28 protein-coding genes are annotated in these 25,390 nt (G+C 73.3%); 12 read left to right on the top strand and 16 right to left on the bottom strand.

Annotated features, from left to right (window positions below; all coding sequences use genetic code 11):
* Nucleotides 1-2: 2 nt before the first annotated feature.
* Nucleotides 3-1,055, top strand: a complete 1,053-nt coding sequence (locus AB0J97_RS12500) for a Glu/Leu/Phe/Val dehydrogenase dimerization domain-containing protein (protein WP_364087591.1) — start codon at nt 3-5, stop codon at nt 1,053-1,055.
* Between the two features lie 27 nt (nt 1,056-1,082).
* Here the strand turns inward: AB0J97_RS12500 and AB0J97_RS12495 are convergent, their stop codons facing one another.
* From AB0J97_RS12495 to AB0J97_RS12475, 5 genes are all read right to left on the bottom strand, one after another.
* Entirely contained in the window at nt 1,083-1,871 is a 789-nt protein-coding gene (locus AB0J97_RS12495) for an alpha/beta hydrolase (protein ID WP_364087590.1), read from the bottom strand.
* Nucleotides 1,872-2,006: 135 nt separating this feature from the next.
* Complete coding sequence (locus AB0J97_RS12490; protein WP_357697115.1) at nt 2,007-2,663, bottom strand: response regulator transcription factor; 657 nt, start codon at nt 2,661-2,663, stop codon at nt 2,007-2,009.
* Nucleotides 2,660-3,811: an ATP-binding protein gene (locus AB0J97_RS12485; protein ID WP_364087588.1), complete on the bottom strand. Its 1,152-nt coding sequence runs from the start codon at nt 3,809-3,811 to the stop codon at nt 2,660-2,662. The genes AB0J97_RS12490 and AB0J97_RS12485 overlap by 4 nt, the downstream gene beginning before the upstream one ends.
* Nucleotides 3,812-3,914: 103 nt before the next feature.
* Nucleotides 3,915-4,736, bottom strand: a complete 822-nt coding sequence (locus tag AB0J97_RS12480) for an SDR family NAD(P)-dependent oxidoreductase (RefSeq protein ID WP_364087586.1) — start codon at nt 4,734-4,736, stop codon at nt 3,915-3,917.
* A 103-nt stretch (nt 4,737-4,839) separates the two neighbouring features.
* Nucleotides 4,840-5,316, bottom strand: coding sequence for an NUDIX domain-containing protein (locus tag AB0J97_RS12475; protein WP_364087584.1), 477 nt, complete (start codon nt 5,314-5,316; stop codon nt 4,840-4,842).
* Nucleotides 5,317-5,524: 208 nt separating this feature from the next.
* On the opposite strand from AB0J97_RS12475, the gene AB0J97_RS12470 reads away from it, so the two are divergent.
* Complete coding sequence (locus AB0J97_RS12470; protein ID WP_364087582.1) at nt 5,525-6,430, top strand: hypothetical protein; 906 nt, start codon at nt 5,525-5,527, stop codon at nt 6,428-6,430.
* Between the two features lie 133 nt (nt 6,431-6,563).
* On the opposite strand, the gene AB0J97_RS12465 is transcribed toward AB0J97_RS12470, so the two are convergent.
* Nucleotides 6,564-7,514, bottom strand: a complete 951-nt coding sequence (locus tag AB0J97_RS12465; protein WP_364087580.1) for a sulfotransferase — start codon at nt 7,512-7,514, stop codon at nt 6,564-6,566.
* 218 nt (nt 7,515-7,732) lie between these two features.
* On the opposite strand from AB0J97_RS12465, the gene AB0J97_RS12460 reads away from it, so the two are divergent.
* Nucleotides 7,733-8,758: a hypothetical protein gene (locus AB0J97_RS12460; protein WP_364087578.1), complete on the top strand. Its 1,026-nt coding sequence runs from the start codon at nt 7,733-7,735 to the stop codon at nt 8,756-8,758.
* Between the two features lie 57 nt (nt 8,759-8,815).
* Here AB0J97_RS12460 and AB0J97_RS12455 read toward each other — a convergent pair whose 3' ends face one another.
* Entirely contained in the window at nt 8,816-10,270 is a 1,455-nt protein-coding gene (locus tag AB0J97_RS12455) for an MFS transporter (protein ID WP_364087576.1), read from the bottom strand.
* Nucleotides 10,271-10,368: 98 nt separating this feature from the next.
* On the opposite strand from AB0J97_RS12455, the gene AB0J97_RS12450 reads away from it, so the two are divergent.
* Nucleotides 10,369-10,788 (top strand): MarR family transcriptional regulator, encoded by a 420-nt coding sequence (locus AB0J97_RS12450; RefSeq protein WP_364087574.1) that lies wholly within the window; start codon nt 10,369-10,371, stop codon nt 10,786-10,788.
* Nucleotides 10,789-11,011: 223 nt separating this feature from the next.
* On the opposite strand, the gene AB0J97_RS12445 is transcribed toward AB0J97_RS12450, so the two are convergent.
* Nucleotides 11,012-11,188 (bottom strand): hypothetical protein, encoded by a 177-nt coding sequence (locus AB0J97_RS12445; protein ID WP_189650423.1) that lies wholly within the window; start codon nt 11,186-11,188, stop codon nt 11,012-11,014.
* Between the two features lie 123 nt (nt 11,189-11,311).
* On the opposite strand from AB0J97_RS12445, the gene AB0J97_RS12440 reads away from it, so the two are divergent.
* Together AB0J97_RS12440 and AB0J97_RS12435 are read left to right on the top strand one after the other, a co-directional pair.
* Nucleotides 11,312-11,755 (top strand): MarR family transcriptional regulator, encoded by a 444-nt coding sequence (locus tag AB0J97_RS12440; RefSeq protein ID WP_357697133.1) that lies wholly within the window; start codon nt 11,312-11,314, stop codon nt 11,753-11,755.
* Between the two features lie 125 nt (nt 11,756-11,880).
* A complete protein-coding gene (locus tag AB0J97_RS12435; RefSeq protein WP_364088063.1) occupies nt 11,881-12,876 on the top strand; it encodes a serine hydrolase domain-containing protein in 996 nt (331 codons plus the stop codon).
* A 31-nt stretch (nt 12,877-12,907) separates the two neighbouring features.
* On the opposite strand, the gene AB0J97_RS12430 is transcribed toward AB0J97_RS12435, so the two are convergent.
* The 3 genes from AB0J97_RS12430 to AB0J97_RS12420 are packed head-to-tail and all read right to left on the bottom strand — an operon-like array spanning nt 12,908 to nt 14,481.
* Nucleotides 12,908-13,744 (bottom strand): SMP-30/gluconolactonase/LRE family protein, encoded by an 837-nt coding sequence (locus AB0J97_RS12430; RefSeq protein ID WP_364087571.1) that lies wholly within the window; start codon nt 13,742-13,744, stop codon nt 12,908-12,910.
* A 60-nt stretch (nt 13,745-13,804) separates the two neighbouring features.
* The gene (locus AB0J97_RS12425; protein ID WP_364087569.1) at nt 13,805-14,269 is read right to left on the bottom strand and encodes a Clp protease N-terminal domain-containing protein; all 465 of its coding nucleotides are present in this window, start codon (nt 14,267-14,269) and stop codon (nt 13,805-13,807) included.
* A complete protein-coding gene (locus tag AB0J97_RS12420) occupies nt 14,266-14,481 on the bottom strand; it encodes a hypothetical protein (protein WP_357697141.1) in 216 nt (71 codons plus the stop codon). The genes AB0J97_RS12425 and AB0J97_RS12420 overlap by 4 nt, the downstream gene beginning before the upstream one ends.
* Nucleotides 14,482-14,580: 99 nt before the next feature.
* On the opposite strand from AB0J97_RS12420, the gene AB0J97_RS12415 reads away from it, so the two are divergent.
* Together AB0J97_RS12415 and AB0J97_RS12410 are read left to right on the top strand one after the other, a co-directional pair.
* Complete coding sequence (locus AB0J97_RS12415; protein WP_364087567.1) at nt 14,581-15,678, top strand: enolase C-terminal domain-like protein; 1,098 nt, start codon at nt 14,581-14,583, stop codon at nt 15,676-15,678.
* A gap of 18 nt (nt 15,679-15,696) precedes the next feature.
* Nucleotides 15,697-17,493, top strand: coding sequence for a glycoside hydrolase family 15 protein (locus tag AB0J97_RS12410; protein ID WP_364087565.1), 1,797 nt, complete (start codon nt 15,697-15,699; stop codon nt 17,491-17,493).
* On the opposite strand, the gene AB0J97_RS12405 is transcribed toward AB0J97_RS12410, so the two are convergent.
* The gene (locus tag AB0J97_RS12405; protein ID WP_357697146.1) at nt 17,459-17,935 is read right to left on the bottom strand and encodes a hypothetical protein; all 477 of its coding nucleotides are present in this window, start codon (nt 17,933-17,935) and stop codon (nt 17,459-17,461) included. The two genes, AB0J97_RS12410 and AB0J97_RS12405, sit on opposite strands and share 35 nt — an antisense overlap.
* Nucleotides 17,936-18,108: 173 nt before the next feature.
* A complete protein-coding gene (locus AB0J97_RS12400; protein WP_364087563.1) occupies nt 18,109-18,438 on the bottom strand; it encodes a cupin domain-containing protein in 330 nt (109 codons plus the stop codon).
* 112 nt (nt 18,439-18,550) lie between these two features.
* Here AB0J97_RS12400 and AB0J97_RS12395 point away from each other — a divergent pair, with 112 nt between their 5' ends.
* Both AB0J97_RS12395 and AB0J97_RS12390 read left to right on the top strand, forming a co-directional pair.
* Nucleotides 18,551-19,720: a hypothetical protein gene (locus AB0J97_RS12395; protein WP_364087561.1), complete on the top strand. Its 1,170-nt coding sequence runs from the start codon at nt 18,551-18,553 to the stop codon at nt 19,718-19,720.
* 63 nt (nt 19,721-19,783) lie between these two features.
* Nucleotides 19,784-20,365, top strand: coding sequence for a GNAT family N-acetyltransferase (locus tag AB0J97_RS12390; RefSeq protein WP_364087558.1), 582 nt, complete (start codon nt 19,784-19,786; stop codon nt 20,363-20,365).
* Between the two features lie 7 nt (nt 20,366-20,372).
* On the opposite strand, the gene AB0J97_RS12385 is transcribed toward AB0J97_RS12390, so the two are convergent.
* Nucleotides 20,373-20,969, bottom strand: coding sequence for a TetR/AcrR family transcriptional regulator (locus tag AB0J97_RS12385; RefSeq protein ID WP_357697152.1), 597 nt, complete (start codon nt 20,967-20,969; stop codon nt 20,373-20,375).
* 86 nt (nt 20,970-21,055) lie between these two features.
* On the opposite strand from AB0J97_RS12385, the gene AB0J97_RS12380 reads away from it, so the two are divergent.
* Both AB0J97_RS12380 and AB0J97_RS12375 read left to right on the top strand, forming a co-directional pair.
* Nucleotides 21,056-22,081: a hypothetical protein gene (locus AB0J97_RS12380; RefSeq protein WP_364087555.1), complete on the top strand. Its 1,026-nt coding sequence runs from the start codon at nt 21,056-21,058 to the stop codon at nt 22,079-22,081.
* A 74-nt stretch (nt 22,082-22,155) separates the two neighbouring features.
* The gene (locus AB0J97_RS12375; RefSeq protein ID WP_364087553.1) at nt 22,156-23,058 is read left to right on the top strand and encodes an aldo/keto reductase; all 903 of its coding nucleotides are present in this window, start codon (nt 22,156-22,158) and stop codon (nt 23,056-23,058) included.
* A 78-nt stretch (nt 23,059-23,136) separates the two neighbouring features.
* On the opposite strand, the gene AB0J97_RS12370 is transcribed toward AB0J97_RS12375, so the two are convergent.
* Complete coding sequence (locus AB0J97_RS12370; protein ID WP_364087551.1) at nt 23,137-23,562, bottom strand: nuclear transport factor 2 family protein; 426 nt, start codon at nt 23,560-23,562, stop codon at nt 23,137-23,139.
* Nucleotides 23,563-23,705: 143 nt separating this feature from the next.
* A complete protein-coding gene (locus AB0J97_RS12365; RefSeq protein ID WP_364087547.1) occupies nt 23,706-25,196 on the bottom strand; it encodes an alpha/beta fold hydrolase in 1,491 nt (496 codons plus the stop codon).
* Between the last annotated feature and the right edge of the window lie 194 nt (nt 25,197-25,390).

Genomic DNA, 25,390 nt, shown 5'->3' with positions numbered 1-25,390 from the left:
GGATGAGGATCATGGAGCTCGTCTCGGTGGACGGCTGCATCGCCTTCGACCTGGACTGCCAGGTCAGCGCGGGTGGCACCCGGCTGGCGCCGGACGTCACCCGCGAGGAGGCAGGGCTGCTGGCGCGGGCGATGACGTACAAGCTGGCCGTGCTCGGCGAGCGGATCGGCGGGGCCAAGGCGGTGTTGCGGGCCTCGTCCGGCGACCGGGCGGGCACCGTGGCCCGTTTCTGCCGGGAGATCGCGCCGCTGGTGGAGAAGGGCGCCTTCCTCACCTCCTCGGACCTGGGCACGCGGACGCAGGACTTCGCGCCGCTGCCCGGGTACCGGACCGACTCGATCATGCACGGGCAGGTCGGCGGCGAGCTGGTGGACACCGTCGTGACGGGGCTGGGCGTGGTCGTCGCCGCCGAGACGGCGCTCGGCGGGCTGGCCGGGCGGACGGTGGCGGTGGAGGGCTTCGGCAAGGTGGGCAGCGCCGTGGTGCGGGAGGCCGCGCGGCGCGGTGCGCGCCTGGTGGCCCTGTCCACGCTGCACGGGTGCGTGCGCGACCCGGCCGGACTGGACGTCGACGCCCTGGAGGAGCTGCGCGCCGGGCACGGGGACGCGTGCGTGACCCGGCTCGGCCTGCCCGTGCAGCCGCCGGAGGCGTTGTACGAGGTGGCCGCCGACGTGCTGGTGCCCGGGGCGCGCACCGGCGCCCTGTCGGCGCGGCGGGCGGCGGCGGTTCGGGCCGGCCTGGTCGCGCCCGCCGCGAACGTGCCCTACACCGGGGAGGGGCTGCGGACGCTGGGGGAGCGGGGCGTGGTGACGCTGGCGGACTTCGTCTGCGGCGCGGGCGCCACGATCGGTTACCTCGCCGAGCGGGCCGGGACGGTCGCCGACGCGGACGCCGCCCGTGCCCTGGTCGAGCGCCGCGTCGCCGAGCTCACCGCCACCGCTCTGGACCATCCGCAAGGCCCGTACGCCGGGGCGTGCGCGCTGGCCGAGGACTTCCTGGCGACCTGGCAGACCCCGCCCGGCCCGCCCCTGGCCCCCTCCCACGTCCCTCACTGACGTCGGACGGCCCGGCCCGAGCCCCCGTCAGTCGGCCTCTGCGGCCTGGCCGTCGAGAAACTCCTGGACGAGCGCCGCGAACTCCGCCGCCTGGTGCTCCAGCGGGATCACGCCGCCCTTCACCACGGCCCTGGTGCTGTGCGGAAGGGCGGCGGCCAGCCGTTCCAGCTCGGGGAAGGCGAAGGGGTCGTCGGTGGCGCCCACGACCAGCACGGGGCAGCGCACCAGCCCGACCCGGTCCTCCATCCGGTACGCGGCCACCGCCTCGTGCCCGCTCTCCACCTCCGGCAGCACGGTCAGCGCGTCGCGCACGAACCGGGTCAGCAGCGGCCACGGATAGTAGGGGGCCCGCCGGCTCCACAGCTCGCCCAGATGGGAGCCGTCGGCCTGTTCGCGCACGGCGTCGATGGAGGGACGGCCCGCACGACGCTGCCGCCCCTCGGGGTCGATCATCGGCGTGGACGACAACACCAGGGCGGTGACGCGTTCGGGGGCGCGCGCCGCCGTCTCGACCGCGATGACGCCGCCCGTGTGGTGCCCGGCCAGGGCGGCTCGTGGCAGGCCGAGGGCGTCCATCAGGGCCAGCACCCCGTCGGCGTAGGTCTCGATCGAGTGCTCGGGCGGGCGGGCGGAGTTGCCGAAGCCGAGCGTGTCCATGGCGACGGCCCGCCGGGTGCGGCCGAGCAGGGGGAGCACCTCGCGGTACTCGTCCCACGAGCGGGGGGTCTGGTGCAGCAGGAGCACCGGGTCGCCCGTGCCGCACGAGGCGTGGTGGATCTGGCCGAGCGGGGTGTCGGCGTAGCCGAATCTGATCATGGCGTCTCCTCCGGCCCCCTGACAGGGCGATCGCCGGCCGATCTCACGCCCTCACGATCGCAGACGGGACGCCGCCGCGCATCAGCCCGTGGTCTGACGTCGAGCCGGAGCATCCGGGACGCGCCGGACGACCCGTCAGCCGATCCGGTAACCGACGCCCGGCCTGGTGGCGATCACCGGTGGATCGCCCAGTTTGCGGCGCAGACGGCCGACGGTGACGGTCACGGTGTTGGTGAACGGGTCGGCGTGCTCGTCCCAGACCTGTTCGAGCAGGGACTCGGTGCTCAGGAAGCCGGGCGAGACGCGCAGCAGCGCCGCCAGCACGGCGAACTCCTTGACCGACAGCTCCAGCGGGCGGCCGTCCCGGGTGACGGTGTGCCGCAGCGGGTCGAGCTCGATCCCGGCCGCGCGCAGCGTACGCGGCCGGGCGGCGGGACGGCGGCGTGCCAGCGCCCGTACCCGCAGGACCAGCTCGGGGAAGTGGAAGGGCTTGGCCAGATAGTCGTCGGCGCCCAGGGTCAGGCCGCTCACCCGGTCGCCGGGCGAGCCGGCCGCGGTCAGCATCAGGACCATGGGACGTTCGTCCTGGTCGGTCAGCATCTGGCAGAGCGTGTCGCCGTGGATGCCCGGCAGGTCGCGGTCGAGCAGCACCACGTCGTAGGGGTTGAGGTCGAGCTTGGCCGCCGCTTCCAGCCCGTCGTGGGCGACGTCCACGGCCATGCCCTGGTCGCGCAGGCCCTCGGCGAGCACGGCGGCCAGCGGCCGCGCGTCCTCCACCACCAGCACCCTCATGCCGGCAGCCGCACGGTGGCGCGCAGCCCGCCCTCGGGGCGGGCGGCCAGGTCGAGGCCGCCGCCGTGCGCCTGCGCGACGGCCGCGACGATCGACAGGCCGAGCCCCGAGCCGTCCCCCGATCCGGTACGGTCCGCGCCGAGCCGCTGGAACGGCCGCCCCAGCCGGGCCACCTGCGCCGGGTCCAGCAGGTCGCCGCCGGACTCCACGACCAGCCGCGCCCACCGGCCGTCGGCCGCGGCCGCGACCCTGATCCAGCCGCCGTCCCGGTTGTGCACGATCGCGTTGTCGATGAGGTTGTGCACCAGGCGGGTGACCAGCGCCACGCTTCCCACCGTCCGGACCCCGTCCTGGACGCCCTCGTCGTCCACGACGAGCCGCCGGGCCGCGAGGTCGGCGGCGCGGGCGTCGAGGGTCCGCGTCACCAGGTCGCCGAGCGCGATCGCGGCGGCGTCGGGCAGGCTGCCGTGCTGGGCGCGGGCCAGCGCGAGCAGGCCCTCCAGGAGCCGGTCGACCTGGTCGAGGTCGGTGCGCAGCCGGTCGGCCAGCGTCAACGTCTGCGCCGGTACGGGCTCCGGCTTGGCCACGGCCACGTCCAGCCGGGCCCGCATCGTGGCCAGCGGCGTGCGCAGTTCGTGCGAGGCGTCGGCGACGAACCGGCGTTGCGCGGCGAAGGCGCCCTCCAGCCGGGCGAGCAGCCCGTCGATGGTGTCGGCGAGATCCTTGACCTCGTCGGCCGGGCCCGGCACGGCCAGGCGCTCGTGCAGGTTGTCGGCGGAGATGCGGCGGGTGGCGGCGGTGATCGTCCGCAGCGGCCGCAGCACCCGGCCCGCCACCACCCGGCCGAGCACGATCGACACCACGGCCATGACGGCCAGCGCGAGCACCGACCCGGCCAGCAGCTGCCGCGACTGGGTCGCGTGCACGTCGGCGAGCTGGGCCTGGAGCAGGGCGACGTGCTCCTGGGCCTGGTCGAGGGCCGTCCCGCCGCCGGAGGGACCCGGCGCGGGCTCGGTCCGCGACATCGGCAGGCCGACGAGGTTGACCAGGACCAGCAGGGCCGCGCCGGAGGCCAGGAACAGCCCGCCGTACAGGACGGTGAAGCGCAGCCGTGCCGTGCGGGCGGGCAACCTGGGACGTGGCGGCATCTCTCTCCTTCCGGGGCCTCCAGGATGCCGTGCCTGACCTAACACCGGCATGACGGGGCAGGAAGTTCAGCTCTTGGCGCCGACGAAGAGGAGCGAGGAGTGGTCAGGCGGTCTCGACGAGGGCCTGGCTGCGGTCCCAGAGGCGGCGTGCCAGGTCGGCGTCGTCCGCCAGGCGGTGGACGGCCGAGGGGCGGCGCTTCTCGTAGTGACCGCCGGGGGTCCAGTCGGCGCCCGGCCGCGCGGTGGCCAGCCAGACCAGGGTGTCGGCGCCCTGCTCGGGCGTGAGCAGGAGCCGCTTCAGGGGCGTGTGGTAGAGCAGGCGCGCCGTGCTGTCGCCGCCGCCGGAGAAGTTGGTGGCCACCACGCCGGGGTGGAAGGAGGCCGCGGCCAGGCCGTCCGCGCCGTGGCGGCGCTGCAGCTCCCGGGTGAACAGGATGTTGGCCAGCTTGGAGTTGGCGTAGGCCCGGCTGCCCGAGTAGCGGCGGACGGCGTCGAGGTCGTCGAGGTCGAGACGGGCACGGGTGTTGACCAGGCTGGAGGTCGTGATGACCGTGCCGCCGGAGGCCAGCAAGCGGGGCAGCAGCGACGTGGTCAGCAGGAACGGCGCCAGATGGTTGACCTGGAAGGTCGCCTCGTGGCCGTCGGGCGTCGTGGTGCGCGAGCCCATGATGGCCCCGGCGTTGTTGACCAGCACGTCGATGGCCGGATGGCGGTCGAGCAGGGTGGCCGCCAGGGCGCGTACCTGCGACAGGCGCGCGAAGTCGGCCACGTGGTGGTCGGCCTCCAGCTCCTTGGCCAGCGCCTCGGTCTTGCCTGCCGAGCGGCCGACGACGACGACCTCGTCGCCCCGCTCCCGCAGGGCGCGTGCCGCGGCGCGGCCGATGCCGTCGCTCGCGCCGGTCAGGATGATGGTCTTTCCCGCCATGGGCCCGATCCTTCCGCATCCGCCCACCACCATAGATCGCTCGACGGCGCCCCCGCCACGCCACCGCCCGGTGCGTCGCCGAAGGGATCCGTCCGGCGCGGGGTCATGGGCCGGTGGTGCGGAAGCGGGCGGCCGGGTCGTCGGCGAGGGCGGCGTCGAGGCGGGCGCGCATCTCGGCGGTCAGGTCCGGCAGGGCTCGCAAGGGGAACCAGCGGGCCTCGCTGTTCTCGCCGTCCGCCGGGTACGGGTCGCCCGACCGCCAGGCGCAGCGGAACACCAGGTCGAGGTAGCGGGCCCGGTCGCCGTTGGGGTAGGTGACCTCGCGCGTGACGTCCACCAGGGCCAGCCGTTCCGCGACGGCCCGTACGCCGGTCTCCTCGGCGACCTCGCGCAACGCGGCGTCGGCCGGCTGCTCGCCCGGGTCGATGATGCCGGTGACCGGGGTCCAGGCGCCGGTGTCGGCACGGCGGACCAGCAGCACCTGGTCCTCGCGCAGCACGACCGCGGTCACCCCGGACAACCACAGCGGCTCGGTGCCGATCTTCTCGCGCAACGCGAGGACGAACTCAGGGGTTGGCATCCGCCCAGCATATTCGTCATTGATCACCCGAGCCCGGCCCCCGAAAGACCCAGGTGGCGGGCGGGAGGGCTGAGAAGCCGGGGCCTTCCGGCGTGCCGGGCATGCGGCGGGACGCCATAACCCCATAAAGTCTATAGGTAATAAGGATAATCCCAAGGAGAGGTAAGCAGCCATGTCCGGCTCCACGTCCTGGCCTAGCCTCGGTTCCATGCCGATCGACGAGAACGCCCTGCTGCCCGATCCCGGCCGCGCCGTCGTGGCGGTCGAGCCGCCGGTCCCGGCGCACGGCCATTGGGCCGGGGCGCCGAGCGCCGTCGCCGCCGACGGCCTGATCTACCTCGCCTACCGCCTGCGCCGTCCGGTCGGCGAGGGCCGCGGGTACGCGGTCGTGGTCGCCCGCTCCGCCGACGGCGAGCGTTTCGAGCCGCTGACGACGATCACCCGCGAGGAGATGCACGCCGAGTCGCTGGAACGGCCCGCCCTGGTCCGCACCCCCGAGGGACGCTGGCGGCTGTACCTGAGCTGTGCCACGCCGGGCACCAAGCACTGGCGGGTGGAGGTCGTGGAGGCCGACGACCCCGCCGCGTTCGACCCGCGCACCCGGACGACCGTGCTGCCCGGCGACCCCAAGACCGGGGTCAAGGACACCGTGATCGTGCGGCGCGGCGACGTGTGGCACCTGTGGGCCTCCTGCCACCCGCTGGCCGACCCCGACGAGGCCGACCAGATGGTGACCGACTACGCCACCAGCGCCGACGGCCTGGACTGGACCTGGCACGGCACCGCCCTGACCGGCCGCCCCGGCCTGTGGGACGCGCGCGGCGTCCGGATCAGCGCGGTGCGCTTCGACGGCGACCGGGTCGTGGCCTTCTACGACGGCCGGGCCAGCGCCGAGGAGAACTACGAGGAGCGCACCGGCGTCGCCGTGGGCGCCGACCCCGACGCGCTGACCGCCCTGGGCGACCGGCCCGCCGCGATGTCGCCGCACCACGGCGGGGGCCTGCGCTACCTCCACTTCGTCGACCTGCCCGACGGCCGCCTGCGCCTCTACTACGAGTACACCCGCGCCGACGGCGCCCACGACCTGCGCACGGAACTACGCCCGGCCCCCTGACCGCGACCCGCCCGGCCCCGGCCCCGGGCCGGCCCGGCCCGGCCCCGGCCCCGGCGTCGGGCCGGGCCGGGCCGGAGTCCGCCGACCCCGACCCTCTGGCCCCGACCCTCTGGCCCCGGTCCCCGGCACCCGGTCAGTGGGCGCGGCCGTTTCTGGCCTGGCGCTGGCCGGGTGGCCGGCTGCCGACCAGGCCGCCCGAACGTTCCCGGGGCCGCAGCCAGTCGCTGAAGTCCTCGCCGGTGACCTGCTGGAGCAGCTCGACGTCCGCGGCGAAGTAGCGGATCAGCCGCTGCCGCTGCTCCCACTCCAGCGGCCGGCGGGCCCGGCCGCTGCGCTGGAGCAGCCGCTCCAGCGGCCCGGACAGGGGTGCGGGGAGGGTGCGGCGCAGGATGGACAGCAGCGCGTGCCGCGCGCCGGGGGCCGGGTGCGCGGTCACGTTCTCCCTGGGGACGCCGTCGAGCAGGCCCTGCCGTACGCCGAGGAAGCCGCAGATGCGGTCCAGGGTCTCGGCCGGCCGGTCCACGATGTCCCGGTAGCGGAAGATCAGCACCTGGTCGCGCGGGAACAGGGTGAACAGGTGGGCGAGCTGCCCGCCGTACCGGCCGAGGCCGGTGTAGTGCCAGAAGTGCGCCCATCCGGCCGCGACCCGGTCCGGCTCGGCCTCGCAGGCGCGGACCAGGTCGCCGATCGGCTCCAGGCCGGCCGACCACAGGTGGGTCCAGTTGGAGTGGGCGCGCTCGACCGGGTCGCGCAGGCTCACGATGAGCCGGACGTGCGGGATCGTCTCGCGGATGCGCCGCTGGGCGTCCAGGTCGTACAGGTAGAAGGGGGTGGACTCGCCGGCGAGCGTGCCGGGGGGAGCGGTGGCGAACAGCGCTTCGTAGTCCGTGCGCCGCCAGACGTGTTCCCGGTAGGTCTCGGCGTCGCCCGGTCCGCCCCGGCCGGGCGGTGGCCCGTCGGTGAGGAAGAACTTCGGCTCCTTGATGGGCGACAGGAACAGGTCGGGGTGCGGGTGCAGCGCGGTGTGCAGCGCCGTCGTCCCCGCTTTGGGCACTCCCGCGATCAGGAAATCAGGCAAGGGCACCGTTTTCCTCCCAGTGACGAGAACCGCTATTGCCTAACTTTCCTACCAACAGTGTCGGAAATTCAAGAGGTCGGAGCCGCTCCGCTCGTCCGATTGCCGTCTCTGTCTTCGACGCCCTCGGCCCGACCGCTAGGTTGATCATGATCCACCACAACGGCCGAACGACCAGCAGGGTGATGCACTTGCGTGAAAATCCACACATCAGCGGAACATCTGCCGTGAGCCGTCGCGCGCTCCTCAGGACCGGGGCGGGGATGGCGGCCGCCGCCGCGGGCGGCGGCCTGGCGCTCTTCGCGGCCGAACCGGCGTACGCGACCGTCCCGGCGTCGCAGCGTTTCGTCTTCGAGGGGGCCGGCGGCGACCCCGTCGTACGGGCCACACTCCACCAGCCCTACTGGGCGATGCAGTCCTTCGCCTTCGACCACGTCCACGGGCACATCTACTTCGTGCAGACCAAGGTCGGCAGCACGAACGGCGACCTCTGGGTGACCAGGACCGACCTGCACGGCAAGGTGCTGGGCGCCATGGCGCTGCACGGGTTCGATCACGGCTCGTCGATGGCGATCCAGCCGGACACCGCCGAATCCCCCTACATCTGGCTCGCGGGCGACTGGAGGAGCCTGTCCGCCGGCACGGCCCCGAACAGCCACACGATCTGCCGCGTCAAGTACAGGGACGGGGGCGCGCTCGGCTACAAGGACGCGGGGGTCCGGAACTTCCCGATCGGCCTCTCCGACTTCCGGGACTGTCCGAGGCCCTCGATCGATCCCTACACCAACCGGTTGCTCGTTCGGTACATGGGGACGACGAGCCCGTGGCGCCTGGCGCTGTTCGACCTTCCCGCCGTCATCGGCAAGGGCATCGGCGACACCACTCCCGTCCTCGCCAAGCGCGCTCTCCCGACCAACGCCGAGCTCGGCCTCTCCGAATCCGACCACTTCCAGGGCGTGACCTCGTACGGCCAGTACGTGTACCTCTCCTACGGCGGCCCGCCCGCCAAGCCCTCGGCCCCTGCCAAGCCCTCCTATCTGGTCCGTCTCGACATGAACAAGGCCGGGGCTTCGGTGGAGGAGGTCTACCGGACGAGGGCGGGCGAGTCCCTGCCCGGTCGTGAGCCTCAGGGAATGGCGATCTGGCGATCGTCGGACGGGCCGCGTCTGGCGTTCGGCTTCTCCAGCAAGATCAGCGGCAGTCCCGACGAGTTCCGGGCGACCGTCTTCTACAAGAGCGACCTCACCGGCTGAGCCGTCCGAACCGCCGCGGCCCCGACAGCCGGCCGCGGCGACCGGCCCGTCCCGCCGTCAGCGGCGGGCGGGCGAGACGGGTGCGGCGGCCTCGTCCCCGGCCGCGTGGTCGCCGGGACGGGCGGGCAGTGCCATGGTGACGGCCGCCGCGGCCAGCGCCGCCCCGCAGCCGACCAGCATCCCGACGCGGAACCCGGCCTCCGACGGCAGCGTGTGCGCGCCCAGCCGGATCGTCATCTGTGACAGGATCACGCCGACGACCGCGGCCGAGACCGTCGTCCCGATCGAGCGCATCAGCGTGTTGAAGCTGTTGGCCGCGGCGGTCTCCGACCGGGGCACCGCGCCCATGATCAGGGCGGGCATCGCCCCGTAGGCCAGGCCGACGCCGAGGCTGCACACGCAGGTGACGACCAGCATGCCCCAGGCCGAGCCCAGCAGGGCCATCGAGGAGCCGTACCCGAGCGCCATGACCAGGCTTCCGGCGATCAGGGTGACCTTGGGGCCGCGGGCGGCCGACAGCCGCGCGCCGAGCGGCGAGACCGCCATCATCATCAGGCCGGAGGGGGCCATCCACAGCCCGGCGGCCAGCATCGACTGGCCCAGCCCGTAGCCGGTGGCCGCCGGGAGCTGGAGGATCTGCATGACGATCAGCGCCTGGGCGTACATCGAGAAGCCGACCACGATCGAGGCCAGGTTGGTCAGCAGCACCTGACGCCGGGCGGTCACCCGCAGGTCCACCAGCGGTTCCCGGACCCGCAGCTCCCACCGGCCCCACACCAGCAGGACCAGCACGGCCGCGCCGAGCAGCCCGAGCGTGGTGCCACCGGCCCAGCCCCAGTCGGCGCCCTTGGACACCCCCAGCAGCAGGCACACCAGCCCCGCGCCCAGGCCGAGCGCGCCCGGCACGTCGAGCCGCCCGGCCGCGCCCTCGCGGGGCAGCGGGGGAGTGGGCGGGACCAGCAGCCGGATCAGCACGGCGATCAGCACGCTCAGCACGGCCGAGCCCCAGAACAGCACCCGCCAGCTCGCGTACTCGGCGACCGCGGCCGAGACCGGCAGGCCCAGCGCCCCGCCGATGCCCATGGACGAGCTCATCAACGCGATCGAGGGGCCGAGCCGGTCGGGCGGCAGCAGGTCGCGCAGCGCGCTGATGCCGAGCGGGATCAGGCCCATGCCCATGCCCTGTAACCCGCGGCCGACGATCATCGGCGTGAGCGACCCGGCCAGCGAGCAGATCACCGACCCCGCGATCAGCGGCGCCGTGCAGACGAGCATCATGCGGCGCTTGCCGTACAGGTCGCCGAGGCGTCCGGTGACCGGCGTGGTGACGGCGCCGGCCAGCAGGGTGGCGGTGATCACCCAGGAGGCGTCGGAGGCGGTGCTGTGCAGCAGCCGCGGCAGCTCGCCGACCAGCGGCACGACCAGGGTCTGCATGAGCGAGGCGACGATGCTGGCCACCGCCATCACGCTGACGATGCCGCCGGGGCGGGCGGTGGATGTGGAGCCCCCCACGTTGTTCTCCCGTCGTCGAAGGATGTGCACGCTACACATCATGTGTTACGTACACAATTCATGTAAGGTGCACATACCTCGCGAAAGGGGGGATTGGGATGGAAAAGCCCACACATCTCATCGAGTTCGAGACGATGCTGCTCGGCCGGCACCGGCACTACGACCGCAGTGCCCACCTCCTGCTCAGGCGGCTGCACAGCTCGGGCCCGATGTCCATCGGGCAGCTCAGCGAGGCCTTCGGCCTGGACGCCTCCACCCTCAACCGGCACACCTCCGCCCTCCTGCGCGCCGGCCTGGTCGAACGCATCCCCGACCCCGAGGGCGGCATCGCCCGCAAGTTCCGGCTCACGCCGGAGGGCGAGCAGAGCCTTGTCGAGGAGCGGGCGAAGAACGTGCGCGGGCTGGAGAAGGTGATGGCCGACTGGTCGCCGGAGGACGTCACCGCCTTCGCCGACTACCTCCGGCGCTTCAACACCGACATCGAACGCCTGGCCGGCCGCCCCTGGCCCCGTTCCTGACCCGGTCGCCCCGCCGGGGCCCGGGACGCGCGAGGGCCCCCGCCGGGACGGGCGGGGGCCCTCAACGCGTGCGTACCGGTGTGCGTGTCGCCTCTCGGCGAAGGGCACAACGCGGCTCCAGCCGAACGGTAGTCCGCGAAGGCGATAGGTGAGGCCCGGGGACACTGGGCACACCGGCCACGATGGATGTAACGGCACCCGCTTCCGGGATGTTCCCGGCAGATCAGGCGAAGTGCATGACGATGGCCAGGCCGACGAGGTGCGTGACCACCACCACGACGAGGAGCGTGACGAACACGAACTTGGCCGGGCCGTGCTCGAAGTGCTTGCCCTCCTTCAACGGAGGCAGCTTGGCCTGGCGCTCGGCGATGCGCTCCTCCAGGGGCTTGCGGTGAAACATGAGGCGTCCCTCTTTCGGCGGCCCGGCCACGGGTACGATTTGTGTGGCATCGATTTGCAGGCTATTAGTTTGTACACAAAGTAAGTTACCAGACGGCATCGGAGGCGGACACGCATGGAGCCTGTGACAGAGGCGACAGACCTGCTGGCGCTCGACCGGCAGGTGTGCTTCGCGCTCAGCATCGCCTCGCGCAGCGTGATCGGACTCTACCGGCCGCTCCTGCAGCCCTTCGGGCTCACCCATCCGCAGTACCTGGTGATGCTGGCGCTCTGGCAGCACGAGCCGCTGTCGGTCAAGGAGCTGGGCGAGCTGCTGCAGCTCGACCCCGGCACGCTGTCCCCGCTGCTCAAGCGGCTGGAGGCGCTGGGCTACGTCCACCGCGAGCGCAACAGCAAGGACGAGCGCGCCCTGGCCGTCACCCTGACGCCCGCCGGCCGGCAGCTCAGGGCCGAGGCGGAGAAGATCCCGCCGGCCATCGTCGCCCGGCTCGGCATGGACCTCGACGAGCTCCAGGACCTGCACGCCGCGCTGATGCGGCTGATCGCCTCCGCCCGCCGCGACGCCTGACCCTCTGCGGCCTCCAGGGCCTTCCGTGCCCGCGACAAGCAACCGTGGTTGACTGTCTGCCGAATAGTCAACTACGGTTGCTCGCGTTCGCCGATCCCCTTCCTGTCGCTGGAGGCAACGTGTCCATGATTCACGCCGATCGTCCGAGGCTGCGGCGGGTGATCGACCGGCTGGTGGCCGACGACCGCGGCCCCGGCATCGTGGTCGAGGTCCGGAACGGCCACGAGCCGCCGTGGTCGAGCGCCGCGGGCGTGGCCGACCTGGAGACCGGCCGCCCCCGCAGGCCCGGGGAGCACTTCCGCATCGGCAGCTTCACCAAGGCGTTCGTCGGGACGGTCGTGCTCGGCCTGGCGGCCGACGGCGAACTGGACCTGGACGCCCCGGTGACCACCTGGCTGCCCGGCGTCGTCGAGCAGTACTTCCCCGACGCCGACGCCGGCCGCATCACCCCGCGGCTGCTGCTCAACCACACCAGCGGCCTGCCGGACGCGATCCCCGGCCAGGAGACCCCGCCCGCGGAGGAGCCCGGCGGGCGGTTCGTCTACTCCAAGGTCAACTACAACCTCGCCGGGATGATCGTCGAGGCGGTGTCCGGTTCGACGCTCGCCGCGGAGATCGACCGCCGCGTCGCCGGCCCGCTGGGGCTGACCGGGACGTACCTGCCCGGAGCCGGCGAGGGGCTGCGCGACCCGCACGCCCGCCACTACTCCGGCCAGGACGAGACGGGCCAGGACGTCGGCCGCCACGACGTGACCGACGCCGACCTGTCCTGGGCCTGGGCCGCCGGCGGCATGGTCTCGACCACGGCCGACCTGCACCGCTTCCTGTCCGCCCTGCTGGGCGGGCACCTCCTCCCGCCGGCGCAGCAGGAGGAGATGTTCACCACCGTGTCCACCGAAGGCGCCGGCTGGGTGCCCGACGCGCGCTACGGGCTCGGCGTCTACTCCCAGCGCTTTCCGTCCGGGGTCACGCTCTGGGGCGGCGGCGGGTTCATCCAGGGGTCGATGACGTACGCGATGGGCGACCGCCGGGGCACGCACACGCTGACCGCCAACGTGAACGGCGACTGGGGCGACTTCCTGGGGACCTGCGCCGACCTGTTCCAGGCCGAGTTCCATTGACCGGCCGGCGCGGCCCCGCCGGGGAACCGGCTCAGACGAGCCCCGGGACGGTCACCGAGGCGGTCCGGACCTCGCCCGTGCGGCCGGCGAACATCTCCGCCATCCGCTCGACGCCCGGGAACACCGCGACCGTCATGAACAGCGTCCGGCCGTCCGGGCCGCCGAGGGCGCCGGCGAAGCAGGCCCGGTCGAGGTCGATCCGGTCGGTCACCTCGCCGCCCTCGCGCACCCGTACGCAGGCGGCCCCGTCCTCGTCGTCCACCTGGGTCCAGATCGCGCCCTCGGCGTCCACGCAGATGCCGTCGCCGCCGACGGGGGCCCACACCCGGCGGCCGGACAGGCCGCCGTCCGCGCCGATGTCGAACGCCGTCAGCCGCCGCGTCCAGGACTCGGCGACGACCAGCGTGGAACCGTCCGGGGTCACCGCCATCCCGTTGGGGAAGTGCAGGTCCTCGGCGACCACCCGGGTCTCGCCGTCCGGGCCGACCAGGGCGATCACGCCGGGCGCGAAGTCCTCCCGGCCGAAGGCGAAGCCGACGCAGTTCACGTAGACGCGGCCGCGGCCGTCCACGACGACCTCGTTCGGCCCGGCCGGCAGCTTGCCCAGGTCGGCGTGGACGGCCGTCGTCCCGTCGAGGTCCAGGCGCAGCAGCTCGCGCTCGCCGGTCACCAGCAGGCGGCCGTCGGGCAGCCAGGCGAGGCAGAAACCGGCAGGTTTCGGGCCGCGGGCGATCACCTCGCGGTCGCCGTCCGGGGTGACGGCGAGGATCTCCTGCTCTCCCCAGTGGGAGAACCACAGCCTGCCCTCGTGCCAGCGCGGCGACTCGGCCACGCACAGTCCGGTCACCAGTGTCTTCGTCTCGATCATGTCGTCATGCCTCCTTTGCCCCCTACACGAACGGCGGGGGGCCGGATCGACATCACCGGGTCACAGAAGTTCGCGGGCGCGCTCGGCCAGCGCGGCGCGGTCGACGCCCGCCAGGGCCAGCGCCCGCGGCACCGTGCCCACCTCGGCCTGAAGGACGCCGAGCAGTACGTGAATCGGCCGCAGGTCCTTCTTGCGATGCGTGGAGGCCAGCCGCTCAAGCGCCAGCTTGACGGACGCCCCCACCTGCGGACGGCGTTCGGGATCGGGCGTCGAACGCAGGTCGAAGGCGGCCGCCGACACCCCCGCCGCCGCGAGGCTGTGCTCGAACTCCCGGCGCAGCGCCGCCCGCACCCCCGCCTGGTCGAGCCCGGCGGCGGCCAGGATCGCCCGCGCCCCGGTGTCCTCCGGCGCCGCCATGGCCAGCAGCAGGTGGTGGGCCTCGATCGTGGCCGAGCTCTCCGCCCGCGCCTCGGCCTGCCCCCGCATCAGCACCTCGTGCAGGTAGGTGTCGAACGCGCCGCTCACGCCCGCCTCCTCAGCTCGACCCCGGCCGCGATGAGCCGCTTGGCGTGCTTCTTGTGGACCGCCTGGCGGGTGATGCCCAGCGCCTCGGCCACCTGCGGCCAGCTCCAGCCCGCCCGCATCGCCTGCTCGACGGCGGCGTCCTCCAGCTGGTCGGCCAGGCGGCGCAGCGCGACCACGGCCGCGAGCGCGTCCGCGGGCTCCTTGACTGACATTCCAGCCACCCTAGGCGTCCGTCGCGGGATCAGGCAATCCAGGTTGCCTAAAGGGGGCGAGGCGTCATGCGGGATCCACCGGGTAGGGCCAGGGGTGTCATGAGCACGATCGAGAACGTGGGGGCCGCCGCCTACCGCGTCCCCACCGACCGGCCCGAGGCCGACGGGACGCTGGCCTGGCGGTCCACCACCATGGTCGTCGTCACCCTGACGGCGGCGGGCCTCACCGGCACCGGCTGGACGTACGCCCCCGCCGCCGCGGTCGCGGTCGTCACCGAGATCCTGGCCGGCGTCCTGGCCGGCGCGGACGCCGCCGACATCCCCGCCCTGCACGGCGAGATGGTCCGGCAGGTGCGCAACGCGGGCCGTCCCGGCGTCGCCGGCTACGCCGTCTCGGCCGCCGACGTGGCGCTGTGGGACCTCAAGGCGCGGCTGCTCGGCCTGCCGCTGACCCGCCTGTTCGGCGCCGCCGGGCCCGAGGTCCCCCTGTACGGCTCGGGCGGCTTCACCACCTACGACGACGAGGCCACCACGGCCCAGCTCGCGCACTGGGTCCACGAGCAGGGCATCGGCCGCGTCAAGATCAAGATCGGCGAGTCGTCCGGCACCCGCCCCGACCGCGACCTGCACCGCGTGGCCCTGGCCCGCCGCGTCATCGGCGACCGGGCCGAGCTGTACGTCGACGCCAACGGCGGCTACACCGCCAAACAGGCGATCCGCCTGGCCGGCCGCATGCGCGAGCACGACGTGACCTGGTTCGAGGAGCCCGTCTCCTCCGACGACCTGCCGGGCCTGCGCCTCGTACGCGAGCGGGCCGTCCCCGACGTCACCGCCGGCGAGTACGGCTGCGACCCCGCCTACTTCACCCGCATGTGCCAGGCCCAGGCCGTCGACTGCCTGCAGATCGACGCCACCCGCTGCGGCGGCTACACCGGCTGGTTCGCCGCCGCCGCGATCGCCGCCGGCCACAACCTCCAGGTGTCCGCCCACTGCGCGCCCAACCTGCACCTCCCGGCCGCCGCGAGCACCGCCAACCTGCGCCACGTCGAATGGTTCCACGACCACCAGCGCATCGAGTCCGAGCTGTTCGACGGCGCCGCCGACCCCTCCGGCGGCCTGGCCCGCCCCCGGCCCGACGCCCCCGGCCACGGCCTCGAACTGCGCGCCGCCGCCGCCGAACCCCACCGCGTGGCCTGACGGAAGGAGCGGGCGCCGATGCGGATCGAGGACTACGCCCTGATCGGCGACATGCACACCGCCGCGCTCGTCGGCCGCGACGGCTCGATCGACTGGCTGTGCCTGCCCCGCTTCGACTCGCCCGCCTGCTTCGCCGCGCTGCTCGACGGCCCGCGCGCCGGACGCTGGCTGCTGGCCCCCGCCGGCGGCGGCCGGGCCACCTCGCGCGGCTACCGCCAGGGCACCCTCATCCTGGAGACCACCTGGGACGGCCCCGACGGCAGCGTCCGGGTGGTGGACTTCATGCCGCCCCGGGGCGAGGCCCCCGACGTCGTGCGGATCGTCGAGGGTGTGCGCGGCAGCGTCGAGATGACCATGGAACTGGTGCTGCGCTTCGACTACGGCAACGACATCCCCTGGCTGCGGTACGAGCCCGGCGTCCTGGCCGCGGTCGCCGGCGGCGACGCCACCTGGCTGCGCACCCCCGTCGAGCTGTGCCCGGACGACGACGAGCACCGCACCACCGCCTCGTTCACCGTCGGGGAGGGGCAGCGGGTGCCGTTCGCGCTGACCTGGCAGCAGTCGTGGCTGCCGCGCCCCGAGCCGGTCGACCCGCCCGAGGCCCTGGCCGACACCGAGCGGCTGTGGCGTGAGTGGGCCCGCCGCTGCGGCTACCGCGGCGACTACGACGAGGCCGTCCGCACGAGCCTGCTCACCCTCAAGGCCCTCACCTACGCCCCCACCGGCGGGCTCGTCGCCGCCGCCACCACCTCGCTGCCCGAACAACTGGGCGGCCCGCGCAACTGGGACTACCGCTACTGCTGGTTGCGCGACGCCAGCTTCACCCTCCAGGCCATGATGACCGCGGGCTACGACGCCGAGGCGCGCGCCTGGCGCGAATGGCTGCTGCGGGCCGTGGCCGGGCACCCCGCCGACCTGCAGATCATGTACACCGTCGAGGGCGGCAGGCGCATCCCCGAGTGGACCGCGGACTGGCTGTCGGGCTACGAGGGGTCCGAGCCCGTACGCGTCGGCAACGCCGCCTCCGGCCAGCTCCAGCTCGACGTCTACGGCGAGACCCTCGACTGCCTGCACCTGGCCCGCCGGTCCGGCCTGGCGATCGACGACCAGGCCTGGGACCTCCAGACCACCCTGATGAACTACCTCGAAGGCATCTGGGACCAGCCCGACAACGGGCTGTGGGAGACCCGGGGGCCGCGCCGCCAGTTCGTGCACTCCAAGGTGCTGGCCTGGGTCGCGGCCGACCGCATGATCCAGGCCGTCGAGGCGTTCGGCCGCGACGGCCCCGCCGGGCGCTGGCGCGACCTGCGCGAACGCATCCACCACGACGTCTGCGCCCACGGCTACGACGCCGAACGCAACACCTTCACCCAGTACTACGGCTCGACCGCCCTGGACGCCGCCCTGCTCCTCATCCCGCGCCTCGGCTTCCTGCCCCCGGACGACCCGCGCGTCGTCGGCACCGTGGACGCGGTCGCCCGAGACCTCGTGCACGACGGGCTGGTCCTGCGCTACCGGTCCGCGGCCGGGGACGTCGACGGCCTGCCCGGCGGCGAGGGCACCTTCCTGGCCTGCTCGTTCTGGCTGGCCGACGCCCTGGCCGCGACCGGCCGCCGGCGCCACGCCGTCGAGCTGTTCGAACGGCTGCTCAGCCTGCGCAACGACGTCGGCCTGCTGTCGGAGGAGTACGACACCGTCAACGACCGGCAGGTCGGCAACTTCCCGCAGGCCTTCAGCCACGTGTCGGTGATCAACACCGCGACGGTGCTGTCGGGCCGGTTCAGGCCTGGGCGCCCTCGGCATCAAGCCGGGTGAACGTGGCGCCCTGAAGGACGGCGCGGGCGCCGAGCACGTGCCCGTCGCACATCCTGGTCACCGTCCCGGCCTGGTCGGTCACCTTCCACCGGACCAGCTCCTGGCAGGGCCTGCCGAGCCGGTCCTGCGGCCAGGTGCGGTGGCAGACGCGGCACTCGGTGATGTTCGCCCGGTAGGACAGGGTGTTGCCGTGTTCGGGGCAGACGCCCCACGGCATGCCGCAGACCTGCTCGCGCTGGGCACGGAGCCTGGCCAGGTCGCCCGCCGACCGTTGCAGGTCCTCCCCGCCCCGGTCCAGCCAGTCGGCGGCGTGCCGCGCCGCCCTGAGCTGGTCCCCCTCGGGAGATCCGGCGGGCTCGGCGTCACACAGGGAGCGGACCTCGGCGGCGAGGTCCTGGGCGCGGCGCGCGAGGTCGCGCAGCTGGGCGGGGGTGACAGTCATGAGGGCTCTCATCTCGTCAGGGCCGGGCGGCAACGGTTACACGCACGGGGACGGCCGCTCGCGCCGCTCCCGTCCTCCAGTCTCGTCAGCCTTCCGCCCGCGTGGCGCGGTCGCGGCCCACGAGTTCGCGCCTCCGGGGACGGACCGTCCTCTCCGTCCGTCGCCCGCGGGGGCTAGGACTCCGGGACGCCGCTGTAGGCGGGGCCGAAGAACACCAGCGTCACCAGGTCCTCGGTGACGTCGTGGAAGCGGTGCTCCTCGCGGGCCGGGACGAACAGCGTGGTGCCGGGGCCGACCTCGACCGTGACGCCGCCCGAGGTGAAGGAGGCGCGCCCGCCGGTGACGACGTAGATCTCGTCCTCGGCGTGCGGCGACTGGCCGTCGGTCGCGCCGGCCGGGATGGAGTAGGTGCCGAAGCTGAGCGCGGGCACGCTCAGGTGTTCGGCGAAGTGGGCGGAACCGTCCGGGGCGGGCGCGAACCGGCCGCTGTCGATGATCTCCATGGCCCGTGATCCTCTCATGTCGCCGCGTGCCCGGACTCGCGCGGGGGAGTGCTTGCGGCTCGTCCTAAATGTGAGTAAATGTCACGTCATGTGGGGTGGCTGGGGTGACCGGATGTCCGCGGCTGTCAGGCGTGAGGTGTCGTACGTCCGGGGGCAGGCCGCCGGGCTGGCCAAGCCCGGGTCGTACCAGCGGCTGCAGGCGCTCCAGATCGCCAAGGCGACGCTGGCGGCGGTGCTGGCCTGGCTGACGGCCAGCAGGCTGCTGGCGCTCGGCGCCACCTGGATCGCCCCGGCCACCGCGGTGATCATGGTCCACGCCACCGTGTACCGCACCCTCACCAACGGCCTGCGCCGCGTGGCCGCGGTCGGCGCCAGGGTCATCCTGGCCGGCGGCATCGGGCACCTGCTCGGCCTGGGCGTGCTCAGCCTGGTCCTGGTCGTGCCGCCCGCCCTGGTCGCCGCCCGCTGGCACCGCATGGGCAACCACGGCTCGGACGTCGCCACCACGGCCGTGCTGCTGCTCTCCTTCGCCGCCGCCTCCCAGGAGCGCTACCTGCTGGCGTACGTGCTGGCCACGGCCATCGGGGCGCTGAGCGGGGCGTTGGTCAACAGTGTGTTGTGGCCGCCGCTGTACCGCGACCGGCCCGGCGCCGCCGTCCGCCGCCTGGCCCGCGAGACGGCCGCCCTGCTGACCTCCGTCGCCGAGGGGTTACGGGACGAATGGAACCTCTCGGCGCTGCCCGACTGGGAACGCCAGGCCGTCCGGCTGGACGAGCGCCTGGCCGACGCGGCCGCCGCCGTGGCCGACGGCGCCGAGAGCCGCCGCTACAACCTGCGCCACAGCCTTCATCCGGCCGCCGCCGCGCAGGACCACGACCAGGTCCTGCGCCGGTTGACCACGCTGGCCGCGCACGCGCACACGATCGTGCACGCGCTGTCCCACCTCGAACACCACGACGGGCCCTCGACCGACGTCAGCCCCGACTACGCCCGCGACTACGCCGACCTGCTCGATCTGCTGGGCGACGCCCTGACCGCCACCGTACGCCGGGACCCGGACCCGTCCAGGGCGCGCACCCTGCTCGGCCGGGCGGAGGCGCAGGCGGGCCGCATCCACGAGCAGATGACGACGGAGATCCAGAAGGGCGAGGTCGTCCATCCGGCGGGCTGGGCCCTGAGCGGCAGCCTGCTCACCGACGCCGAACGCATCCTGGCGATCCTGACCTCCGTCCTGGCGGACACCCCCGGCAAGCCTCCTGCCACACCCCCACCCAACCCCTGACCACCGCCGTCCTCCGGGAATCGGTTTGCCTCGCGCGTCCGTCGCCGGGCACACTCGGGAGCCATGCTCATCAGGTCGTTCCCCGAGCCGGACATCCCCCTGGAGCTGCTGGCCCAGGTGCGCGACCTGCAACGCGAAGCCTGGCCCGGCCACTCCTTCCCCGCGCCCGACGGCGGGGGCCCCTCCCACGACCCGGCCCTCGCCCCCCGGTCCATGATCCTTCTCGACGGGGACACGGTCGTGGCCGCCCTGGACATCCTGTCCAAACCCCTCACCCACGCCGGCCACCGGTTCCGCGCCGCCGGTCTGAGCACCGTGGTGACCAGGAAGGCGGCCCGCGGCCGGGGACACGGCCGCCACCTGGTGACCGCCGCGCACGAGGCCATCGCCGACGCGGGCTTCGACCTGGCCCTGTTCACCTGCGACCGCCCGCTCCAGGGCTTCTACGAGAGCGCCGGCTGGTCGATGATCCCCGGCGCGGTCCTGGTCGGCGGCACCCCGCAGGCGCCGTTCCCCAGCGACCAGCCCGGGTTCGACAAGGTCACCATGGGCGACTTCCTCTCGTCCGAGGGGCGGGCGCGCCGGCTGTCGTTCCACCACGCGCGCATCGGCCTCCACCCGGGAGAGATCGACCGGCTCTGGTGAGCCTTCCTCACGCGCCCTGACGCCGCCGGACCAGCGGCAGGAAGACCTGGTCCACGATCTCCACGAGCACGTCGTCCGGCGCGCTGGGCGCTCCCCGCACCACGAACTCGTTGCGCAGCAGCACGATGGCCACCGTGGCGACCCGCGGGCGCAGCGCCTCGGGGGCGGCCTCGCCGCGGGCCACCGCCCGTTCGAGGACGGCCAGCCAGGGCGCGGCCACCGCGTCGTCCGACTGCTCCTGAAGCTGGGCCAGGAGCTCGGCGGCGCCGCCGGCGGCGGCGATCAGGTCGCGCAGGATCGCGCCGAGGGGCGAGCTCCAGTAGCGGTTGGCCCGGCGCAGCAGCTCCAGGACGTCGCCGCGCAGCTCCCCGGTGTCGGGCGGCGAGACCGTCGTGGCCAGCCGTTTGTAGGCGGCGACGCCGAGGGCCAGGCGGTTGGGCCAGCGGCGGTAGATGGCGTTCTTGTTGGTGCCGGCGCGGGCGGCGACCTTGTCCATGGTCAGCCCGGCGTACCCGGACGCGGTCAGCTCGTCGGCCGCCGCGCCGAGGATCGCCTCCTCCAGTGCGGCGCCGCGCCGCCGCGTCCGCCCGCTCGCCTCGGTCATCGCCCGCCCTCCTCGGCCTGAGGGTACTGACCGTACCGCAAATCGGTTAAGGTACGTTCAGTACCGTAAATGGAGAGGACGCGATCATGCGAGCCAAAGGCATCAGCTACGACACCGGCTTCGTCGTCAACGGATCGATCGGCCACCCCGGGTTCGACCCCGACGTGGTGGCGCGCGAGATGCGCGTCATCCGGGACGACCTGCACTGCACGGCCGTCCGCGTCATGGGCGGTGACCCCGAACGCCTGGAGATCGCCGCCGGCCATGCCGCCGACCTCGGCCTGGAGGTCTGGTTCTCGCCCTACCCGCTGGAGCTGACCGAGGAGGAGATGCTGGCGCTGTTCGCCGACTGCGCCGAACGTGCGGAACGGATCAGGCGGCGCGGCGCCGAGGTCGTCTTCGTCACCGGGGCCGAGCTGTGCCTGATGAACAAGGACTTCCTGCCCGGCGACGACATCGACGAACGGGTCGCCCTGCTGAGCCGTCCGGAACGGGTGCGCGAGCTGGTCGGCGGGGTCGGCGCGCGGGTCAACGACTTCCTCGGCCGGGCCGTGGCCGTGGTGCGCGAGCGGTTCGGCGGCCGGGTGACCTACGCCTCCGTGCCGCTCGAAGCCGTCGACTGGACGCCCTTCGACCTCGTCTCCGTGGACCTCTACCGGTCGGCCGAGATTGCCGGCGTGTTCGAGCAGGGCGTGCGCACCCTCGTCGCGCAGGGCAGGCCGGTCGCGATCACCGAGTTCGGCTCGGCGACGTACCGGGGCGCGGGTGACCGGGGCGCGCTCGGCCTGGAGGTCGTCGAGTACGAGAAGGGCACCCGCGCACCCCTCCGGCTGACCGGCGAACACGTCCGGGACGAGGACGGCCAGGCCGCGTACGTGCGCGAGCTCCTGGAGATCTTCGACGCCGCCGGCGTGGACGGCGCCTTCGTGTTCACCTTCGCGCTGCGCGACCACCCGCACCGCCCCGACGGCGACCCGCGTGACGACCTGGACCTGGCCTCCTACGGCATCGTCAAGGTGTACGAGGACCGCCTCGGGACCGCCTACCCCGGCCTGCCCTGGGACCCCAAGGCCGTCTTCGCCGCCGTCGCGGGCCACTACGGCGAACACTGACCTCACCTTCCGGTTCGATCACCCCGTGGAAAGGCTTGGCGGATGCACCACCCATCGATCCTGAGGACGGCGACGTGACCCTCCCGACCGCGATCCTCGGCCGCACCGGCCTGCGCGTGAGCCGCCTCGGCTACGGAGCCATGGAACTGCGCGGCCCCGGCGCCTGGGGCCCGCAGGTGACCGACGACGCCGCCCGTACCATGCTGAACGAGGCCCTCGACTCCGGGGTCGACCTCATCGACACCTCACCCGACTACGGCGACGCCGAGGAGCACATCGGCCGCTGGATCGCGCATCGCCGCGACGAGTTCGTCCTGGCGAGCAAGTGCGGTTGCCCGCCTCCGGGCGGCGACCCGGCGCACGTCTACACGAGGGCGAACGTCCGCGCGGGGGTCGAGCGGAGCCTGCGCCGGATGCGCACCGACCGTCTCGACATCCTGATGGTGCACCTCAGCCCGAGCGTCGCCGTGATGGAGGCCGAGGACACCGTCGCCGAGATGCGGGCGCTCCGGGACGAGGGCAAGATCCGCTTCACCGGCATGTCGGGGGAGTTGCCCCACCTTCCCGACCACATCGCGACGGGGGCGTTCGACGTGTTCCTGCTGCCGTACTCGGCACTCGACCGTTCCCACGAGCGGCTGGTCGGGGCCGCCGCGGCGACCGGGGCCGGGACGGTGGCCCGCGGCTCGGTGGCCCGCTCGCTCGCGCCGCCGCCCGAGGCCGTGCCCGAGCCGGTGCGCCGGCCGTTGGCCGAGCGCCACGCCCGGCTCGCCGCCGCCCGCCTGGACGAACTGGCGGACGGCGCGCCGGTGACCGAGATCCTGCTCCGGTTCATCCTCGGGCATCCGGACCTGCACTCGGTGATCGTCGGCTCGGCCCGCCCGGAACACCTGCGGGCCAACATCACCGCCGCCCGCAAGGGCCCCCTCCCTCCGGACGTGCACGCCGCCGTACTCGACCGCCTCGGCCCGGAGTAGGGGGCGTTCGGACGGTGACGAGCCGGCCGCCTGCCTGCCGGCTCCTCACCCGGGCATGTCCTGGCCGGGGCGGCGAGGTCAGCCGCGCTTGGCGGACGGCCAGCCGTGGCCCCAGCCCCCCTGGACCATGGTCTGGAACGCCCAGCCTTCCTCGGTGCGCACCAGCAGGTCGGCGTAGTGCATGTGGTGCTCCTGACCCTCGATCGTCATCGTCGCCTCGGTCTCCACGACGACCAGGTTGGGGCTGAGGAAGCGCGGGGTGCGCGTCGAGCGCAGGCCGAGCCCGGCGGTGCCGCCCCCCATCGACTCCTTCATCGCCTCGACGTACTCGTCCCGGGTCCATTGGCGGACGCTGGCGTGGCCGTCCGGCACGTCAGTGGCCACGTTCATGGGGAAGACCGCCAGGTCGGCCAACTTCTCGATCTCGCCCTGCTCGGCGCGTGCGTCGTAGTCGGCGAACCAGTTATCGACGCTCTTCAGTTCCTCGGCGCTCGGCTGGTGCATGCTGCCCCTCCACTCGTATCGTACGACGTACCGTACACCATACGGGATCGTGGTGCGCACGCCACCCGATCGGCAGTTCGTCAAGGATGCCTGGGTGCCGGGCCGAATCGTGTCGGCCCGGCACCTTCACACTGCTGTTCCGCCTAGCCCTGGGGCTCTTCCGCCGGGCAGCGGTTGCCCTTGACGGGTACGGTCGGCGAGATCAGGTAGTTGTCCATGGCGACCGTGGTGCACTCGGTCATGCCATAGACGCCGTGGCCCCAGCCCTCGTAGGTGAGCAGGGTGGCCTTGGAGCCGAGCTGCCGGGCCACGTTGGCCGACCACTCGTACGGCGTCTCCGGGTCGTGCCTGGTGTTGGCCACCAGCAGCTGCGTGGTGCCCCGGTACCGCAGCGGGTGCTGGGGGTTGTTGACCGGGTGGCCCTGGCAGATCGGCATGTCGCCCATCGGCATCGGGTTGTACCGCATGTCCGGGGCGACCGCGTTGGAGGCGCGCATCACCTCGGCGTACTGGTCGTAGCCCCGCAGGGACAGGTTCCAGTCCTGGCACAGGATCGCTGTGGGCAGCTCGGCGTACTGGCCGTTCACGGGCCAGTTGCCGGGAGGGCCGGGCATGTCGTCCGGCACCGGACCGCCGTCCAGCGCGCGCAGCACCGCGGCCTCCTGCCGCCAGGAGGGCGCCTCGTTGAGCACGACGCCCAGCCACATCAGGTTGTGCGCGCTCACCGGACGGCCGTCGCCCGGCCACAGCAGCTCGCCCCGGTCCGCCTTCTCCAGCAGGCCCTTCCACAGCGCCCGGATGTCGCGACCGTTCAGGACGCACTCGCTGTCGCGTTCGCACCAGGCGATGAACTCCTGGAAGCTGTCCTGGACGGCGGCCGCCTCGGTGACCTGGAACGCCTTGACGTCCAGGCTGTGGTCCATGTTGCTGTCCAGCACCATGGCGCGGATGCGGCCGGGGAACAGCTCGGCGTACATCTGCTGGGCGAGCGTGCCGTAGGAGACGCCGTAGGAGGTCAGCTTGTCGTCGCCGAGCGCGGCACGGATGGCGTCCATGTCGCGGGCCACGTTGGCCGAGTCGAGGCGGTCGTACAGCGGGCCGGTGAGCTTGCGGCAGTCGGCGCGAAGCCTCGCGTCGTAGGCGACCCACTTGAGGTAGTCGGCCTGGCTGGTCATGACCGGGTTCGGCATCTGGTTGTACACCGAGGCCGAGCAGGTCACCGAGCCGCTGCGGGCGACGCCGCGGGGGTCGTAGCCGACGATGTCGAACCGTCGCTGGATCTCCTGGCTGAAGCCGGAGGGGCGAAGGATGTCGTTCACGCCGGAGTTGCCGGGCCCGCCGGGGTTGCTCAGCAGGGAACCGATCCGGGCGGCCGGGTCGGTGGCCTTGCGGCGGGCCAGGGCCAGGTCGACGGTGGGGCCGTCGGGCCTGGACCAGTCGATGGGCACGGCCAGCGTGCCGCACTCGACGGTTGGTTCCTCCTCGCACGGCCCCCAGGTGATGCCGCGCTTGCCGACGGCATCCGTGACGTCCTGCCCGGTCACCACCGCGCCGGCCGTCCCCGCCATCGGGACGGTTAACAGCGTCGTCACCATCATGAGGGCGGCGGCGAGCAGGGGAGTTCTTCTCAGCACATTGCTCCTATCGTCGATCGGCACGTTGATCGGCAGGGCTGCTCGCACGGCACACGATCGGGTCCTGGGCTCGCCGTACCGGACGGCCGCGCGGGGACAGGATCAGACCCCCGTCGAAGGTCCCCGGACCGTGAAGCACCCCTTCACGCCTCAGCGGCCCATGGCGGGGCCGCCGTCGCGCCTTTCCTTGATCA

Source organism: Nonomuraea sp. NPDC049607 (assembly GCF_040675375.1).
Classification (GTDB): Bacteria; Actinomycetota; Actinomycetes; order Streptosporangiales; family Streptosporangiaceae; genus Nonomuraea.
The sequence above is the reverse complement of the archived record's forward strand: the minus strand, read 5'-3'. Positions and strand labels throughout refer to the sequence as shown.

Bases quoted from the DNA above. Each gene is read 5' to 3' on its own strand.
- AB0J97_RS12500 (WP_364087591.1), top strand. From the start codon at position 3: ATGAGGATCATGGAGCTCGTCTCGGTGGACGGCTGCATCGCCTTCGAC.
- AB0J97_RS12435 (WP_364088063.1), top strand. From the start codon at position 11,881: ATGATTCACGCCGATCGTCCGAGGCTGCGGCGGGTGATCGACCGGCTG.
- AB0J97_RS12370 (WP_364087551.1), bottom strand. From the start codon at position 23,562: ATGCACCAGCCGAGCGCCGAGGAACTGAAGAGCGTCGATAACTGGTTC.
- AB0J97_RS12395 (WP_364087561.1), top strand. From the start codon at position 18,551: ATGTCCGCGGCTGTCAGGCGTGAGGTGTCGTACGTCCGGGGGCAGGCC.
- AB0J97_RS12390 (WP_364087558.1), top strand. From the start codon at position 19,784: ATGCTCATCAGGTCGTTCCCCGAGCCGGACATCCCCCTGGAGCTGCTG.
- AB0J97_RS12485 (WP_364087588.1), bottom strand. From the start codon at position 3,811: ATGCCGCCACGTCCCAGGTTGCCCGCCCGCACGGCACGGCTGCGCTTC.
- AB0J97_RS12480 (WP_364087586.1), bottom strand. From the start codon at position 4,736: ATGGCGGGAAAGACCATCATCCTGACCGGCGCGAGCGACGGCATCGGC.
- AB0J97_RS12380 (WP_364087555.1), top strand. From the start codon at position 21,056: ATGCGAGCCAAAGGCATCAGCTACGACACCGGCTTCGTCGTCAACGGA.
- AB0J97_RS12405 (WP_357697146.1), bottom strand. From the start codon at position 17,935: ATGACTGTCACCCCCGCCCAGCTGCGCGACCTCGCGCGCCGCGCCCAG.
- AB0J97_RS12445 (WP_189650423.1), bottom strand. From the start codon at position 11,188: ATGTTTCACCGCAAGCCCCTGGAGGAGCGCATCGCCGAGCGCCAGGCC.
- AB0J97_RS12385 (WP_357697152.1), bottom strand. From the start codon at position 20,969: ATGACCGAGGCGAGCGGGCGGACGCGGCGGCGCGGCGCCGCACTGGAG.
- AB0J97_RS12495 (WP_364087590.1), bottom strand. From the start codon at position 1,871: ATGATCAGATTCGGCTACGCCGACACCCCGCTCGGCCAGATCCACCAC.
- AB0J97_RS12475 (WP_364087584.1), bottom strand. From the start codon at position 5,316: ATGCCAACCCCTGAGTTCGTCCTCGCGTTGCGCGAGAAGATCGGCACC.
- AB0J97_RS12470 (WP_364087582.1), top strand. From the start codon at position 5,525: ATGCCGATCGACGAGAACGCCCTGCTGCCCGATCCCGGCCGCGCCGTC.
- AB0J97_RS12490 (WP_357697115.1), bottom strand. From the start codon at position 2,663: ATGAGGGTGCTGGTGGTGGAGGACGCGCGGCCGCTGGCCGCCGTGCTC.
- AB0J97_RS12430 (WP_364087571.1), bottom strand. From the start codon at position 13,744: ATGATCGAGACGAAGACACTGGTGACCGGACTGTGCGTGGCCGAGTCG.
- AB0J97_RS12450 (WP_364087574.1), top strand. From the start codon at position 10,369: ATGGAAAAGCCCACACATCTCATCGAGTTCGAGACGATGCTGCTCGGC.
- AB0J97_RS12410 (WP_364087565.1), top strand. From the start codon at position 15,697: ATGCGGATCGAGGACTACGCCCTGATCGGCGACATGCACACCGCCGCG.
- AB0J97_RS12420 (WP_357697141.1), bottom strand. From the start codon at position 14,481: ATGTCAGTCAAGGAGCCCGCGGACGCGCTCGCGGCCGTGGTCGCGCTG.
- AB0J97_RS12400 (WP_364087563.1), bottom strand. From the start codon at position 18,438: ATGGAGATCATCGACAGCGGCCGGTTCGCGCCCGCCCCGGACGGTTCC.
- AB0J97_RS12415 (WP_364087567.1), top strand. From the start codon at position 14,581: ATGAGCACGATCGAGAACGTGGGGGCCGCCGCCTACCGCGTCCCCACC.